Source organism: Dechloromonas sp. A34 (assembly GCF_026261605.1).
Lineage (GTDB): Bacteria > Pseudomonadota > Gammaproteobacteria > Burkholderiales > Rhodocyclaceae > Azonexus.
The window spans coordinates 1293121-1308567 of sequence record NZ_CP102486.1; the positions used below are offsets into that span (position 1 = coordinate 1293121).

A 15447-nucleotide genomic window follows, 5' to 3' on the forward strand; every position below is an offset into this window, starting at 1 on the left:
CCCGCCATTTTAACCGGCGCAGCCCGCCAGCCGCCAAAATTCGCCGCGCTAGTGCCGTCGGAACAAAGGGCGGCACTAGACGCGGAAGCGCTCCGTCGCGGCCTTCAGCGATTGCGCCGTAGCGAGCAGGGATTGTGCCGCCTGGGCGGTGATCTTCATGCTCTGTCCGGTGTCTTCGACCTGATTGGCAATCCGTTCCACCTGCTGGGCGAGGGACGTGCTGGCCTCGCTCTGTTCGCGCGTCGAGGCGGCGACATCGCGGACCAGACTCTGGGCCGAGCGCGAACCTTCGGCGATGCGGTGCAGCTGTTCGCTTGTCTCGCTGGCGGCGGCCGTGGCCTTCTCAGCTTCCGGCAGCGCAGCATCCATGGCCTTGGCGGCATTCAGGGTTTCGCTCTGGATACGGTCCACGACGCCGGAAATTTCCAGCGTGGCTTTTTCCGTTCGCTCGGCCAGGACGCGTACTTCGTCGGCGACCACCGCGAAGCCGCGCCCCTGTTCTCCGGCACGCGCCGCCTCGATGGCGGCGTTGAGGGCGAGCAGATTGGTCTGCCCGGCAATATCCTTGATGACCGAGGCGATGCGTGCGACTTCCTGGGTATTGGCCGAAAGACTGCGTACCTTGTCGGCGGCATTGGCGACCGTCCCCGCCATGCTCGCGATGTTGCTGGCGACCATTTCAACGCTTTTTTCGCCCTGCTCCGCCAGGTCAGCGGCATTGCTGGCATAGCGTGCGGTTTCGGTGGCGTTGGCGGAGACATGGGTGATCGAAACGGTAAGTTCCTCCATTGCGGCGGCCATCGTCTGGGTGGCATCGGTTTCGGATGACGCTGCCTCCGCCACCTTGCTTGAAGTATCCGAAATTTCCCGTGCCGAATTGGCTACCTGGCCGGCGTTACGGGCGATTTCTTCCATCATCCGGCGCAGCGACTGAACCAGATGATTCAGCTCGCCGAGCAGGCTGGCCGGATTCCTGGTGTCCATGGAAACCGTCAGGTCGCCGGCCGCGACCTTGCTCATGGTGGCGACGGCAAGCGCCGGTTCGCCGCCGATTTGAGCCAGGATCGAGCGGGCAACCCACCAGGCGACGGCGCCGACGACTAGCAGGACGAAAACAATGACGAAGGCCGCGCTACGCAACTGCTGATAGAAAACGGTATCGAGATCGTCAATGTAGAGGCCGGTGCCGATGACCCAATCCCAGGGCTGAAAATGCTGGAGGAGGTGCAGTTTGGGCACCTGGACGTCGCTGCCGGGTTTGGGGGTCAGGGTTTCGACATAGCCGGTCTTGTCGAGGGCCGCCTTGAGCATGTTGCGGATGGTGTAGGCGCCGCTCTTGTCCTGGCGGTCCCAGTGACTCTTGCCAACGTATTCGGGGCGGACCGGGTGCATGACGCCCATGCCCTTGCTGTCATAGGTGTAGAAATACTCTTCACCGAGATAGCGCATGCCGCGCAAAGCATCTTTGGCGAGTTTTTGCGCATCTTCCCGGCTTAGCTCGCCCTTGGCTTCCTTGGTCTGAAAAACCTTGACCGTATTGATGGCAATATCGACGGCAGCCTGCAGCGTTGCCTTGCGGTCTTCCAGTAATTGGCTGCGCAGATGGAGAATCTGGAAAGCACCGAGCAAAACCAGACCGAGCAAGGCGATCAGCACCGATAGGGTCAAGCGCGCTTTCAGCCCACTGAAATTGAAAAGTTCCATTTTTGTCTCCCGACGGTCGCTAGCCTATGGCCGTAGCTGATTATGTATTTCTAATACTTCAGAATATTGCAGCACCAACGGCCTGTCCAACTTTTAATGGGTGCTGGTCTGCGCTTCTCAATTGTTGCGATGCGCTGTTTGCTGGCCGGAATGGCAAAGTAATGCTGAGTCGCTACAATGCAGCACCATGTCCGCTCTGCATAACCTCACGTTTCTCAATTTCCTGGCTATTGGCACCGGTGCGGCCATCGGGGCCTGGGTGCGCTGGCTGCTCGGGTTGGCGCTGAATCCGCTGTTTGTCACGCTGCCGCTCGGTACGCTGGCCGCCAATCTGATGGGGGGCTATCTGGTCGGCGTGGCGGTGGGCCTGTTTCACATCAACACCCATTTTCCGCTCGCCTGGAAACTGTTCGCCATCACCGGCTTTCTCGGTGGCCTGACGACCTTTTCCACCTTTTCGGCCGAAGTCGTCGAACGCCTGCTTGCCGGCCAGCCGGCATGGGCGATCGGGCTGGCTTCGGTGCACTTGGCCGGGTCGCTGACGGCGACCTATCTCGGCTTGCTCACCGTCGGTGCGACGCGCATCTGGTCCTAGTACCAGCCGTTGCTTTTGTGGAGCTAGGCGGCCTGGCGCAGCAGCTTAAGGCAGTCCAGCGACGCCGCCAGGTCGAGCGCGCTGAAGTTGTCGAAATTCTTCAGTTTCGGGTCGGCGCCCTTCTCCAGCAGTAGTTTGACCAGGTCGGGCTTGCTGTTCGACGAAACGTACATCAGGCAGGTCGCACCGTTGCCATTCTGGCGGTCGATATCGATGCCGGCCGCGATCAGGCGCTCGACGATGGCGTGGCTGCCGTTGTAGCAGGCAAGCCAGAGGGCGTTGCAGCCGTCAGCGTTGACCACCCCGAGATCGACCTTAAGGGCCAACAGTTCCTCCATGATCTCCAGGCTTCCCTCTTTGGCGGCGCGCATCAGCGGGGTGAAGCGGCCGTCGGCCTGCGTGGCGGAGAGATCATCGGCCGGGAAGCCGTGTTCGGCAAGAAAGGCAAGGAGTCGGGGGCTCATGAATCGTCCTCGTGGCGTTGGGGGTAGGGCGGCCCGGTTTCGATCCGGGAATCGGTGATCGGTGTACCGACCGTGAAGTGATAGACGCTTTGCCAGCGGTCGCCGGCCAGTCCAAAAACCTCGTGCACGGGGTCGTCGAAATAGCAGCCGATGCCCGTGCCGCGCACGCCAGCGGCCTCTGCCTCGAGATAAAGCGCCTGGCCGAGCAGTCCGGCTTCGCGCAGCAGTTGGCGATAACCGTGGCCGCTGGCGGTGGCATCCGCGAACTCGCCGAGCATGCCGAGCGAAAAGGCGCTGGTCGCGGCGATGTCCTGATGGCAGGACACAGAGCGGGCTGTGCGCTGTAATTCCTGCAGATCCATTTCGGCAAGCAGGATCAGGCCGAGGTGAGCGGGGCAATCGGGGGCAAAGTCGACCACCCGGCGCTGGTCGGGAAAACGCTCGCCGATGGCGGTCGGTAACTCGGCAGCGGCGCCGGGCGTGCGGGGTAGTAGATAGAGTCCTCTCGGCAAACCATCAACGCGCAGCACGAAGAGCAGCAGATGGATGCGGCTCCGCGATTCCTGGGCTGTCCACGGCGCTTGTGCACGCGGCAACAGTGCGTCAAGCATTCGGTAGAGGGCGGTGCTGGGCAGCGTCTGGCGCGGATCGAAGCGCTGGGCGCTGCGGCGCTGGCGGATCAGTTCGGCGGCCCCGGCCGCCGTTGGGTGGGCGGGCAGTGGCACCCGCGTCGCAAAGCTTGGGGGTTCCGAGCAGCTGGCTGGATCGCGGCTGGCGGCTGCGGCCTGGTCAATGGCCGGCCAGCGATAGCCTGGTACGTCGTCAATCCTGCTTGGTTTGCCCTGCCATTCGGCGTCGTCCAGCCAGTTGGCAAGTGTCGTCGGGGCGGGTGGCGGATGCAGCCCGGGGGCGCGTATGGCGAGCAGGATTTCCGGCTCTTCCAGTTCCGTAAAAGCGTAGCGCGAGGAGGGGAAGTCATCCGTGCGGTCCAGTCCGAGGCAGTGGGCCAGCGCGTCGGCGGTACTGGCGAGCGGTACGACTTCCCAGCCGAGCAGGGCGGCGGAGTAGGACAGGGCGCCGATGGCATGGCCGACATCGAGCTGGCAGTAGCGAAAGGCGCGCTCGCCGTACTTCCAGGCTTCGCGCCACATGACGCTGGACAGGCCGACGGCCAGCCACGGGCCGCCCTCCTTGGCCGGGTATCGGGCGCGGCCTTCTAGAACATGGGTTTCCGGGTCGTAGTGATGCAAGCCATCGGCGACGCCCGGTACGTTACCGACGAGGACATAGGCTTCGACCGGATGCAGGTTGCCGGACGACGGGTTGCAGCGCAGCGCCCAGCGGCTCGGGCCCCAGCTTTTCCAGGCGGAGACCCCGAACGCGAGTTCGAGTAGCGCGCCGAGGCTATGCGCGTCTGGGGCGATCGGGGCGGCAGGCGGTTCGCTGAGCAGGGCGTAGGGGCGTTCGTAGCGGTCGGCGCTCAACGGCAGTTCAAGAAGCGGCGCACCGGAGTAATGGCGGAAGGGCGCCGGCTGGGCCTCCCAGTCGAGCTGTCCGGGGCCTTCGGCATAGGCTGCGAAGCGGTGCTTGGTGCGGGCGTGGTAGGCACGCACGACATCTGGTGAGGTATCCGACACGGGGGCTGCTGTAGCGTGGAGTTGGTTGGAGGCTGGGTTAAGAAGTGCCGCGAGTCAATAGCCTGGAGTCGGGACAAGAGGGTCGGGTGCGCTCAAGGCTCGCTCGCCTTTTCGATCTGTTCCGGGGTCAGGCCGACCTGGGTGATCAGGCTGCCTTCGCTGGTATTCCACCAGACCACGACCCAGCTCGTGCCATCGGGATCGATGCGTTCGACTTCACAGCGCGAGCCGATCATGTTCATGAACATGTCCAGATCATCCTCGTCGAGGTCGGGGTCGGGCGTGATGTCAAGAATACGGACCAGATCGCCCGGGGCGACGCTTTGGCCCTTGCAGTCGGTGGTGGTGGCGTTCATGGCGGACTCCGTTGGGTGTCGGGTTGAGGCGCCTTGTCGGGAAGTCGACAAGGCAAACCGATATATCAAGAGACTCGCAACTGGCGTGCCAGCGCTCCGGCCCGATTAACGGCTTTGCCGCCAGGGGGTATGGCCGAATTCGTCGACCAGGAAATCGACCATTGCCCGGACCTTGGGGGCGAGATGGCGGCCGCTCGGGTAGGTCACGAAGAGCGGCACCGGCTCGACGTGGTGCCAGTCGGTCAGGATCGGCACCAGGGCGCCGCGGCGGATGGCCTCGCCGACGATGACGTCGGTCAGCCGGGTGATGCCGACGCCGGCTACGGCCAGCTGGAGCACGGTTTCGGCATTGTTGGCGACGACGTTGCCGGCGATATGGACGACGCGGATGCCGTCGTCGGTGTCGAAGGGCCAGCGGCGCAGGGCGGGCAGAGTGGTAATCCACAGGCAGTTGTGGCGCTGCAGGTCGTCCGGCGTGCGCGGCGTGCCGAAGCGGTCGAGGTAGGAGGGCGCGGCGCAGATTACCCGTTCAAGATTGCAGATCCGCCGCGCTACGGTTGATGAGTCATCCAGTGCGCCGATGCGCAGGGCCAGGTCGTAATGCTCGTCGCCAGGGGCGGGCGGCTGATCCTTGATGGCGACTTCGAGCTCGATGTCGCGGTACTTTTCCAGGAAGCGCGGAATAGCCGGCGTCAGCTGGTGCATGCCGAAAGCCGAGCCGCAGTGCATGCGCAACAGGCCGCGCGGATGGGTGCCGGCCTCGGCGACCTCGGCCTCGGCTTCTTCCATCGCCGTCAGGATCGGGCGCGCCCGGTTGAAAAAGGCCTCGCCTTCGGTAGTCAGCTGCAGGCGGCGGGTGGTCCGGGTCAGCAGGCGGGTGCCCAGGCGATCTTCGAGTCGGGTGACCAGCTTGGAGAGGGCTGACGGGGTCAGGCCCATTTCCCGGGCAGCGGCCGAGAAGCCGCCGGTTTCCACGGCACGAACAAAAGCGGTCATCTGTGCAGCGCGATCCATGACTTGATTATGGATGAAAATTCACAAATGTTTTGCCAATTGTCTGGATTGTTCTTCGCTGCGACGGCAATTAAAGTTCGATCCGTGCAATGTTGCATCGCAGCAGATAAGGAATACATCATGGCCCCCATCGACATTCCCACCATCGAACGTCAAGCCCGCGCCCTGCGCGCCCAGGAAATCCAGCGTCTGCAAGGGCTGTTTGCGGAACGTCTGAGTCTCTACATGGTACTGCTTGGCACCAGCCTGCTTTCCGGGCTCGAAGTACTGGCCGATGTCCTGCGCCCGGTGTTCTCATGGAACCCCCAGGATGGTTCCGCCAAGCCTCATCGCTCAGTGCTCGCCAAATTGAATCGCGGCGTCCGCGCCTTGTTTTCCTGGAATCCGCAGAGCCGTCATCACTGCTGAGCGGCTTCGCTCGGACTTCCTTCGGGCGCCCTTCTTCAGGTGACGCCGAGCAGCGCTTTCAGAGCGCTGGCTCCGGCCGGCCTCGACAACAGGGCGAGTGCGCCGCAGTTCAGCAGCACGGTTGCCCAGAAGACCACCTGAAACGACATCTTGCTCGATTTGTGGCGCAGCCGGTTCTGGGCGACCAGCGCCCCTGGCCAGCCGCCGATCAGGGCGAGCAGGTGCAGCGTATTTTCCTTGGTGCGCCAGCGGTCGTTGCGGGCCGCGGATTTGTCGGCCGCGTAGGCGATGAAGGCCGCGAGGCTGGCGCCGACGTAAAGGCCAAGGACGGCGAGCGGCAGCTTGCCGGTCAGCGCCGACACTGCGACAAAGGCGAGAAAAATCCCGGCGATGGCCAGCGGCAGCCGGCTTGACCCGTTGGCCTTCGCGGCGCGCATTTTTTGCGGGCTACCGACAAAATCAATCTGCGTCGCCTGCAGACGCCCTCTGGCATCGCGAACCTGTTCGTAGGTAACGATCTGGCCAGCCTCCGGCCGGCGCTGGCGCTTGGCGAATGACCTGATGTGGGCGAAGATTTCCGGGCCGCCCAGGTTGGGGGTGATGAAGCCGAATCCCTGATCGTCTTTCCAGGTGGTGATCTTTCCTTGGTGGCGCATGGTCGTACTGTAGGTCTCGAATTGACAGGCGGATGTCATTGTCGGCGATTCAGACGACGTAGAACAGAATCGCGATGAAATGGGCCAGGCTGCCAGCGATCACGAACAGGTGCCAGATGCCGTGCCAGTGGCGGTAACGCTCATCGAAGGCGAAGAAGACGATGCCCGCGGTGTAGAAGATGCCGCCCGCCGCCAGCCACAGGAAGCCGGGTAGGCCGAGGCTGGCGAGCAGCGGCTTGATGGCGACGATGACGATCCAGCCCATCACGCCGTAGATGACCAGGGACAGCACCCGCGCCTTCGAGCGTGGCTTGATTTCCTGCAGCATGCCGATGGCGGCCAGAGTCCAGACGATGCCGAACAGCCACCAGCCCCAGGGGCCGCGCAGGCTGATCAGGCAGAAGGGGGTATAACTGCCGGCGATCAGCAGATAGATCGAGAGATGGTCGAGCTTGCGCAGGATGTCCTTCAGGTGACCGCGCACGCTGTGGTAGATGGTCGAAATGCTGTACAGCATGACCAGCGTCGCGCCGTAGACGGACATGCTGAACACCTTCCAGCCATCGCCGCTGGCGATGGCCAGGACCAGCAGCCAGACGGCACCGCTCAGGGCGAGCAGGGCGCCGATCAGGTGTGTCCAGGCGTTGAAGCGTTCTCCGTGGTAGATGGCCTAGCCCTCCGTCAACTGGGCGATGCCCTCGAACGTACTCAGACCATGCGATGTATCGCGGGTTCGCCGAACTTCAGAATAGACGGGCCAGATGGCTTGGCAAGTCGCGCTCGCTGACGAAGGTCAGGTCGTACATGGCAGTCAGCCCCTTCGCATGCTCATCGCTGAGGCCGGTGATGCACATCACGAAATTCCGGCCATTGAGTCCGAGGCGCTTGCGCAGGGTCAGATACTTGTCGATGTTCTGGCGGAACTCGCCAGTCTTGCATTCGATGCAGATCGGGATGTTGCCATCGATCAGCATGAACACATCGAGTTCGTAGCTCTCATCGTTTTGCAGGGTAATGCTCAGGTTACGGGCGCAGGAGAAACGTTTATTTCGTTCCTTCGCGTATTCCAGGCAAGCCATCAGGGCAAACCATTCGAGCCATTCGCCGTTGAAGAATTCGCGGATGGCCGGCGCTGTTTGCAGGATCAGCCGGACATTGTTTTCCGGTCGGTTATGGAAGCACTTGGCGACGAAGGAGAAGTCGTAGAGCTGCTGGCAGAACGCTGAAATGGCTTTGGCGTCCTCCGGCGATTTCTTGTCGAGGTGGATCGTGGTGCTCGAATACTCTTTCTGCTGCGCCCAGCGCAGGCGTTCCAGTACTTCCTTGAGGACCGGCAGATTGCGTCCGATCTGTACGGCGACTTCATCAAAAAAGCCGGTGGTGTCCACGCCGCGCATATTGGCTTGAATCTTGATCTGCTTGCGGGTGAACCAGTCGTGGATCGGGCCGTGCTGCTGTTCGGAAGCCAGATGGTCGGTGTTGAAAAGGTCGATGCCGTCGGGCAGGGAAGCAGCCGGGCGGTGCCTGGCTTGGCGACTGGACTATTCGCCGCGTTGAGACGGATCACTTCGCGCTGAGCGGTAAAATACTTGTCGAGCAGCTTTTCGATGAAGAACAGCGTGTTATAGACCGCGGCCGGACTGTTGCATTTCGGGCAGGCGATGGTCTCGCCGATCTGGCCATCCGGTTGCTCTTGCAGGAGGTAGCACTTGTTGCAGCGGATGATTGCCATGGCCGGGTGGGATGTCTTTGATATGCGGCGAGTATAAACGACGGTTACGCCAGGGGGGGGGCGGTGGCAAAGCCTGGTGCGGGGCTTTTCGGGATAATGCGCGCCTGATTGACGCCGAATACCATGACCCAAACCAGCCACCGAAACTCTCGCCGTTCCAGCCCGAAATTTCTCGGACTTTGCTTGGCGGCCGACCTTCCCCGGTTGCGCGCGCTGGCGCGCCAGATGGAACAGGGCGACGATGTGCGACGGGCCAAGGCGCAAGCGGATTTCGCCCTGCTGCTCGAGAAATCCAAGGCAGCGTCCGATGCGCGGCGTGCCCGCCTGCCGAAACCGGAATTCCAGGCCGATCTGCCGGTCAATGAACGGCGGGCCGAGATTGCCGAGCTGATCGAGAAGCACCAAGTGGTCATCGTTTGCGGCGAGACCGGTTCGGGCAAGACGACGCAGTTGCCGAAAATCTGTCTCGAACTGGGGCGCGGTGCGACTGGTCTGATCGGCCACACCCAGCCCCGCCGGCTGGCCGCCCGCTCGGTCGCCACAAGGCTGGCCCAGGAACTCAAAACCCAGGTCGGGGCCGGGGTCGGCGTCAAGATTCGCTTCCAGGACCGCTCCAGCCCGGAGAGCTGGGTCAAGCTGATGACCGACGGCATCCTGCTCGCCGAAAGCCAGTCCGATCCCTATCTGAATGCCTACGACACGATCATCATCGACGAGGCGCACGAGCGCAGCCTGAACATCGATTTCCTGCTCGGCTACCTCAAGCAACTGCTGCCCAAGCGCCCCGATCTGAAGCTCATCATCACCTCGGCGACCATCGATGCCGAGCGCTTCTCGCAGCACTTCGGCGGCGCCCCGGTGATCGAAGTGTCGGGGCGCCTCTACCCGGTCGAGGTGCGCTACCGGCCGGTCGAGGATCTGGAGAAGAAGGACGACGAGCGCGATCTCTACGACGCCATCGTCGATGCCGCCGACGAACTGTCGCGCCTGGGCAGCGGCGACATCCTGGTCTTCCTGCCCGGCGAACGGGAAATCCGCGAAGCGGCCGAAGCCTTGCGCAAGCACGCCCTGGCCCGGCCCGGCCTGTCGTCTACGGCGCACGCCCCGGAAATCCTGCCCCTCTTCTCGCGCCTCTCGGCCGGCGAGCAGGACCGCATCTTCAAGCCCTCCGGCAACCAGCGACGCATCGTGCTCGCCACCAACGTCGCCGAAACCTCGCTGACCGTGCCCGGCATTCGCTACGTGATCGACACCGGCCTGGCCCGGGTTAAGCGCTACTCCTACCGCAACAAGGTCGAGCAGCTGCAGATCGAAAAAGTGTCGCAGGCCGCGGCTCGCCAGCGCGCTGGGCGTTGCGGCCGGGTGGCGGCCGGCGTCTGCGTTCGGCTCTACGACGAGCTCGACTTCAACGCCCGGCCGCCCTTCACCGACCCGGAAATTCTGCGTTCCTCGCTGGCTGGCGTCATCCTGCGCATGAAGTCGCTGCGCCTGACTGATGTCGAGAGCTTCCCCTTCCTCGAGCCGCCGCCGGCCAAGGCGATTGCCGACGGCTATGCGTTGCTGCAGGAACTCGGCGCGCTCGACGACGACAATGTCCTGACGCCGATCGGCCAGTCGCTGGCCAAGCTGCCGCTCGACCCGCGCATCGGCCGCATGCTGGTCGCGGCGCGCGACCTCGGCTGCCTCAAGGAAGTCATGGTCATCGCCGCCGGCCTCTCCGCCCAGGACCCCCGCGAGCGGCCGCAGGAGCGCCAGCAGGCGGCCGACGAGAAACACAAGCTGTTCGTCGACGAGAAGTCGGAATTCCTCTCCTGGTGGAAACTGTGGAACTGGTTCCAGAATGCCGTCGAACACAAGAAATCGAACAAGCAGCTGGTCGATACCTGCCATGCCCATTTCCTGTCCTACCTGCGCCTGCGCGAATGGCGCGAGGTGCATGGCCAGTTGCACGCGATGGTCGCCGAGCTGGGCTGGAAGGAAAGCGACATCCCCGGCACCTACGAGGCCATCCATCAGGCGCTGCTCGCCGGCCTCCTGGGCAATCTCGGCTGCAAGGCCGACGAGTCCGGCTATTACCTCGGCGCGCGCGGCATCCGCTTCCTGATCCATCCCTCCTCGCCGCTGCAGAAGAAGGCCGGCAAATGGCTCATGGCAGCCGAAATCACCGAGACCACCCGCCTCTTCGGTCGCTGCGTCGCCCGCATCGAGCCCGACTGGCTGGAGAAAGTGGGCGCTCACCTCATCAAGCGCAGCTACTTCGACGCGCACTGGGAAAAGAAGTCGATGCAGGTCGCCGGCTGGGAGCGGACGACGCTCTACGGCGTGGTTATCAACCCCAAGCGGCGCATCCATTACGGCCCGCTGGCTCCGGCCGAGTCGCGGGAGATCTTCATCCGCCAGGGCCTGGTCGGCGAGGAAATCGACGACGCCTATGCCAAGCGCTGGCCCTTCTTTCAGCACAACCAGAAGCTGATCCGCGAGATCGAGCATCTCGAACACAAGCAGCGCCGCCAGGACGTGCTGGTCGATGACGAGCTGATCTACGCCTTCTACGACCAGCTGATTCCCGAGGGCATCCACAACGGCGCCACTTTCGACCACTGGCGCAAGGAGGCCGAGCGCGAGAGGCCGAAGCTGCTCTATCTGGCCAAGGATGACCTGATGCGGCACTCGGCGGCCGGCATCACGACCGAGGCCTTTCCGCACCACCTGAAGGTCGGCGGCATCGATTACGGGCTGGCCTACCATTTCGAGCCGGGTTCGCCGCGCGACGGCGTGACGCTGACCCTGCCGCTGGCCCAGTTGAACCAGATTCCCGCCGGGCGCATGGAATGGCTGGTGCCGGGGCTGCTCAAGGAAAAGCTGGTGCAGTTGATCAAGACGCTGCCGCAGCGCATTCGCGCCAAGCTGGTGCCGGTGCCCGAGTTCGTCGAGGAATTCATCGCCGCCACGGCCGGTAACGACAAGAAGATGGGCCTCGGGCTGATTCCGCCGCTGATCGACTACATCCTGACCGCCCGTGGCCTGAACGCCCGCGGCTGGGCGGTGACGCCGGACGCCTTCCGACCCGACGCGCTGCCGTTGCATTTTTCGATGAACTACAAGCTGATCGACGAGCATGGCCGCCAGCTCGACATGAACCGCAGTCTGGTCCAGTTGCGCGCCGACTGGGGCAAGGAGGCCAAGCAGGAGTTCGCCGAACTGCACGAAACGCCTTCCGAATTCACCAACCTCACCGACTGGACCTTCGGCGAACTGCCGGAACTTATGGAAGTGCCGGTCGCCGGTCAGACGGTGATCGGCTACCCGGCGCTGACCGACGAGGGCGAGACGGTCAGCCTCAAGGTCTTCGATTCGGCCGAGGAAGCGGCGGCAGGACATCGGGCCGGCCTGCTGCGCCTGTTCATGCTGCAGTTCCGCGACCAGGTGAAGTACTTCGACAAGAACGTTCCGGGCCTGACCCAGATGGCCATGCAGTACATGGCGCTGGGCAGCAGCGACGATTTGAAGCGCCAACTGATCGCCCTGACCTTCGAGCGCGCCTGCCTGACCGAGCCGCTGCCGACGACGCCGGCCGCCTTCAAGAGCCGCTGCGGCGACAGCAAGGCGCGGCTCGGCCTGATCATGCAGGAAATCTGCCGCATGGTCGGTGCCGTGCTTACTGAATGGCAGGCGGTGGGCAAGAAGCTGCCGGCCTTCAAGGCGCATGCGGCGGCGCTGCAGGACATCGAGGCCCAGGTCAAACGCCTGATGGGCAAGAACTTCGTTGCGGAAACGCCGTTCGAGCGGCTGCAGCACTACCCGCGCTATTTCAAGGGCATCGTCGTCCGCCTCGACAAGCTGAAGGCCAACCCGGCGCGCGACGCGCAGCTGATGGCCGAATACGCGCCGCTGTGGACCAACTACGAGCGGCGCTTCCTGCAACTGGCCAAGCAGGGCGCCAGCGATCCGCAGATCGAGCAGTTCCGCTGGCTATTGGAAGAACTGCGGATCAGCCTGTTCGCGCAGGAGTTGCGGACGCCGGTGCCGGTTTCGGTCAAACGGCTGCAGAAACAGTGGGAAGGAATTCAACATGGGTGACGTGATGCTGGCGCTGATGCGCACTTTCGGCAGCCTGAGGAACGGCCGGGTCTGGCTCTACGTGCTGACCCCGGCCCTGTTTTCGCTGCTGCTGACCATAGCTCTGGCGGTCTGGGCGCTGGGTGCGGTCGTTCAACAATTGATGGGCTATCCGCCGATGACCTGGCTGGCCGGCTGGGGTCTGCTCTGGCTGGCGACGATCCTGGCCTACCTCGGCGGCTGGATGGCAATTTTCGCGGTTGCCTACCTGTGCGCCTCGCTGCTGGCCGCCATCGTCATCATGCCGCTGATGCTCAAGCACCTGTCGGCCGGCGAGTATCGCGATGTGGTGCCGATGGGTAAGGATAGCTTCGTCGCGGCGGCGCTCAACAGCTTGCTGGCCTCGCTCATCTTCATCATCGCCTGGCTGCTGACCGTTCCCTTGTGGCTGATTCCCGGCTTCTCGCTGCTGATTCCGCTGCTGCTCATGGGCTGGCTGAACCGCCGGACCTTCGCCTACGATGCGCTGTCGATGCATGCCACGGCCGAGGAATGGCGCGGCATCCGGCAGGGCAACAAGACGCCGCTGTTCATGCTCGGCCTGACCATGGCGCTGTTCGCCCACATCCCGCTGCTCGGCCTGCTGGTGCCGGCGCTGGCGGCGCTATCATTCGTTCATTACGGGCTCGAAGCCCTGCGCCGCTCGCGCGGCGGCGCCATCGTCACCATCGAGGGGGAACGCATATGAGCCGAAGCTTTGGCGCCATCATCATCGGCGACGAGATACTGTCCGGCAAACGCCAGGACAAGCACTTCGCGAAGATTGCCGAACTGCTCGGCGCCCGTGGCTTGCGCCTTTCCTGGGTCGAATATCTGGGCGACGATCGCGAACGCCTGGCCGTCACTTTCAAACGTACGATGGCCGCCGGTGATGTCGTCTTCTCCTGCGGCGGCATCGGCAACACCCCGGACGACCATACCCGGCAGGCGGTGGCTGCTGCCCTCGGTGTCGGATTGGAACTGCATCCCGAAGGCTATGAGGAACTGAAGGTGCGTTTCGCAGGCGAGGAAATCACCGACCAGCGCCGGCAACTGGTCACCTTCCCGGCCGGCGCTCAAATCGTGCCCAACCCGTTCAACCGGATACCGGGCTTCATGGCCAACGAGCATTACTTCGTGCCAGGCTTTCCACAAATGGCGCACCCGATGATCGAATGGGCGCTCGATACCTTCTATCGCGAGCTATTCAAACCGGTCGACGGCGTGGTCGAAAAGGCCTTTCTGCTGACCGGTCCGACAGCCTACGAAAGTGCCTTGCTCGACCTCATGGAGCGCATCGTCAAGGATTACCCGACACTGCGTCTGTTCTCGCTGCCCTCGTTGGTCGGCAAGGAGCGCAAGCATCTGGAGTTGGGCGTCGAGGGGGCGCCGGTCTTGGTCGACGAGGCGATGGCGGAGATTCGGAACGAGGTCGAGCGGCGCGGCATTGCCTGGACCTGGCGACCCTGAGCGGCATTCCGCAAATACAGGCGTAAAAAAACCCGCGAGCAATTCGCGGGTTCTTATGGCTGGAAGCCGGCAGGTATTATTTGCTGGCCTTCTTGGCGGCAGCGGCGGTTGCGCTCTTGGCCGGGGCGGCAACCTTGGTCGCGGCCTGCATGTTGGCTTCGGCGATGTCGGACAGCTGCTTGGCCATCGAATTCATCTGGTCGAAAGCCTTGGTCGAGGCGCCGAGCATGGACTGCATCGTGGCGGCGAAGACGTCGCCACCGACCGGCGCAGAGGCCTTGGCCTTGTTGACGGCGCTTTGGGCATTCTTGGTGAAGCTGCTGTACTGCGCTTCCATCACCGAGGTGATTTCCTTCTGCATTTCGGCGACCAGATCGTAGACGCTGCGCGAGTAGTCAACGATCTTCTCAACGCCCGGTTTGGCCAGTTCGCTGTTCAGCTTGGCGACTTCGTTGACGTCCTTGGCCGACAACAGTTGCTGGGTGCTGGCCACCGTGTTGTTGAAAAACTCGCGGGAGGCGGCCATGTTGAGGGCTGTTAGGCGCTCGACGCCGTTGAAGGCGGTGCGCAGCAGGGCCATCATCACTTCGGCATTGGCTTTTTGGGCGGCGGTCAGTTGTTCGATATTCGAGTTGCTCATCATCTTCTCCAGTGTATTTTTGGTGGTCCGGATGCAACAAAGCCCCCGCCGTCAGGCGGGGGCTTTACTTGCGAATTACTTGGACTTCTTGGCGGCGGTGCCGACAGCCTTGACCGTGGCGTTGGTCGCGGCGGCGACGTTGGCTTCGGTGATTTCGGCAACTTGCTTGGCAGCCTTGTTCAGGTTGTCGAAAGCGGAGTTGGCGGCGGCGATGGCGGACTTGACGGCAGCAACGGCAACATCAGAACCGGCCGGAGCGGACTTGGCAGCCTTGTCCAGCAGATCGGCGACTTGCTTCTGGAAACCACCGAATTGACCTTCCAGGGTCTTGGACAGCTCTTCCTGAGCCTGGGCGGAGATTTCATAGACGGAACGCGAGTAGGCAACAGCCTTTTCGACATTCGGCTGGGCCAGGGAAGCCTGGATGGACAGGGCTTCTTGCACGTCCTTGGCGCCGAGCAGGGCCTTGGTGCCGGAAACGGAATCTTCCAGAACGGAACGGGCGGTGTTCAGGTTCAGGGCGGCAATGCGCTCGGCGGACGACAGGGCGGCGTTGGCCAGCGACAGCAGGGAATCGACAGCGGTCTTGTTGGCGGAAGCGAGTTGTTCGGTGTTGGCGAAGTAAGTCATGGGTAATCTCCTAAATTGAGGAACAGGCTAAACAGTTGAACCG

Annotated in this window: 16 protein-coding genes; 6 read left to right on the plus strand and 10 right to left on the minus strand. The window is 63.1% G+C overall.

The window, feature by feature from the left end:
* Window positions 1–75: 75 nt before the first annotated feature.
* Window positions 76–1704, minus strand: a complete 1629-nt coding sequence (locus tag NQE15_RS06495; protein ID WP_265947661.1) for a methyl-accepting chemotaxis protein — start codon at window positions 1702–1704, stop codon at window positions 76–78.
* A 187-nt stretch (window positions 1705–1891) separates the two neighbouring features.
* On the opposite strand from NQE15_RS06495, the gene crcB reads away from it, so the two are divergent.
* Complete coding sequence (gene crcB, locus NQE15_RS06500; protein ID WP_265947663.1) at window positions 1892–2299, plus strand: fluoride efflux transporter CrcB; 408 nt, start codon at window positions 1892–1894, stop codon at window positions 2297–2299.
* 23 nt (window positions 2300–2322) lie between these two features.
* Here the strand turns inward: crcB and NQE15_RS06505 are convergent, their stop codons facing one another.
* The 4 genes from NQE15_RS06505 to NQE15_RS06520 form a co-directional block, all read right to left on the minus strand.
* Window positions 2323–2763, minus strand: coding sequence for an ankyrin repeat domain-containing protein (locus tag NQE15_RS06505; protein ID WP_265947665.1), 441 nt, complete (start codon window positions 2761–2763; stop codon window positions 2323–2325).
* Complete coding sequence (locus NQE15_RS06510; protein ID WP_265947668.1) at window positions 2760–4400, minus strand: nitroreductase family protein; 1641 nt, start codon at window positions 4398–4400, stop codon at window positions 2760–2762. Before NQE15_RS06510 ends, NQE15_RS06505 begins: the two co-directional genes overlap by 4 nt.
* Before the next feature lie 92 nt (window positions 4401–4492).
* Entirely contained in the window at window positions 4493–4756 is a 264-nt protein-coding gene (locus NQE15_RS06515; RefSeq protein WP_265947670.1) for a hypothetical protein, read from the minus strand.
* 105 nt (window positions 4757–4861) lie between these two features.
* Window positions 4862–5770, minus strand: coding sequence for a LysR family transcriptional regulator (locus tag NQE15_RS06520; protein WP_265947672.1), 909 nt, complete (start codon window positions 5768–5770; stop codon window positions 4862–4864).
* Between the two features lie 120 nt (window positions 5771–5890).
* Between NQE15_RS06520 and NQE15_RS06525 the strand changes: the two genes are divergently transcribed.
* Entirely contained in the window at window positions 5891–6178 is a 288-nt protein-coding gene (locus NQE15_RS06525; RefSeq protein ID WP_265947674.1) for a hypothetical protein, read from the plus strand.
* A 35-nt stretch (window positions 6179–6213) separates the two neighbouring features.
* Here the strand turns inward: NQE15_RS06525 and NQE15_RS06530 are convergent, their stop codons facing one another.
* The 3 genes from NQE15_RS06530 to NQE15_RS06540 all read right to left on the minus strand — a co-directional run bounded on the left by NQE15_RS06530 (window position 6214) and on the right by NQE15_RS06540 (window position 8231).
* Entirely contained in the window at window positions 6214–6834 is a 621-nt protein-coding gene (locus NQE15_RS06530; RefSeq protein ID WP_265947676.1) for a DUF1294 domain-containing protein, read from the minus strand.
* Between the two features lie 49 nt (window positions 6835–6883).
* Window positions 6884–7501 carry a PAQR family membrane homeostasis protein TrhA gene (gene trhA, locus NQE15_RS06535; RefSeq protein ID WP_265950153.1) on the minus strand — a complete coding sequence of 206 codons (618 nt, stop codon included), beginning with the start codon at window positions 7499–7501 and terminating at the stop codon, window positions 6884–6886.
* A 76-nt stretch (window positions 7502–7577) separates the two neighbouring features.
* Window positions 7578–8231, minus strand: coding sequence for a hypothetical protein (locus tag NQE15_RS06540; protein ID WP_265947678.1), 654 nt, complete (start codon window positions 8229–8231; stop codon window positions 7578–7580).
* 6 nt (window positions 8232–8237) lie between these two features.
* Between NQE15_RS06540 and NQE15_RS06545 the strand changes: the two genes are divergently transcribed.
* The 4 genes from NQE15_RS06545 (at window position 8238) to NQE15_RS06560 (ending at window position 14134) form a co-directional block, all read left to right on the plus strand.
* Window positions 8238–8411 (plus strand): hypothetical protein, encoded by a 174-nt coding sequence (locus tag NQE15_RS06545; RefSeq protein ID WP_265947680.1) that lies wholly within the window; start codon window positions 8238–8240, stop codon window positions 8409–8411.
* Window positions 8412–8689: 278 nt separating this feature from the next.
* Window positions 8690–12646, plus strand: a complete 3957-nt coding sequence (hrpA, locus tag NQE15_RS06550; RefSeq protein ID WP_416336504.1) for an ATP-dependent RNA helicase HrpA — start codon at window positions 8690–8692, stop codon at window positions 12644–12646.
* Window positions 12639–13373 (plus strand): EI24 domain-containing protein, encoded by a 735-nt coding sequence (locus NQE15_RS06555; protein ID WP_265947682.1) that lies wholly within the window; start codon window positions 12639–12641, stop codon window positions 13371–13373. Before hrpA ends, NQE15_RS06555 begins: the two co-directional genes overlap by 8 nt.
* Window positions 13370–14134, plus strand: coding sequence for a competence/damage-inducible protein A (locus NQE15_RS06560; RefSeq protein ID WP_265947684.1), 765 nt, complete (start codon window positions 13370–13372; stop codon window positions 14132–14134). The genes NQE15_RS06555 and NQE15_RS06560 overlap by 4 nt, the downstream gene beginning before the upstream one ends.
* Window positions 14135–14210: 76 nt before the next feature.
* On the opposite strand, the gene NQE15_RS06565 is transcribed toward NQE15_RS06560, so the two are convergent.
* Together NQE15_RS06565 and NQE15_RS06570 are read right to left on the minus strand one after the other, a co-directional pair.
* Window positions 14211–14774, minus strand: coding sequence for a phasin family protein (locus tag NQE15_RS06565; RefSeq protein ID WP_265947686.1), 564 nt, complete (start codon window positions 14772–14774; stop codon window positions 14211–14213).
* 75 nt (window positions 14775–14849) lie between these two features.
* Complete coding sequence (locus NQE15_RS06570) at window positions 14850–15404, minus strand: phasin family protein (protein WP_265947688.1); 555 nt, start codon at window positions 15402–15404, stop codon at window positions 14850–14852.
* Window positions 15405–15447: the final 43 nt, after the last annotated feature.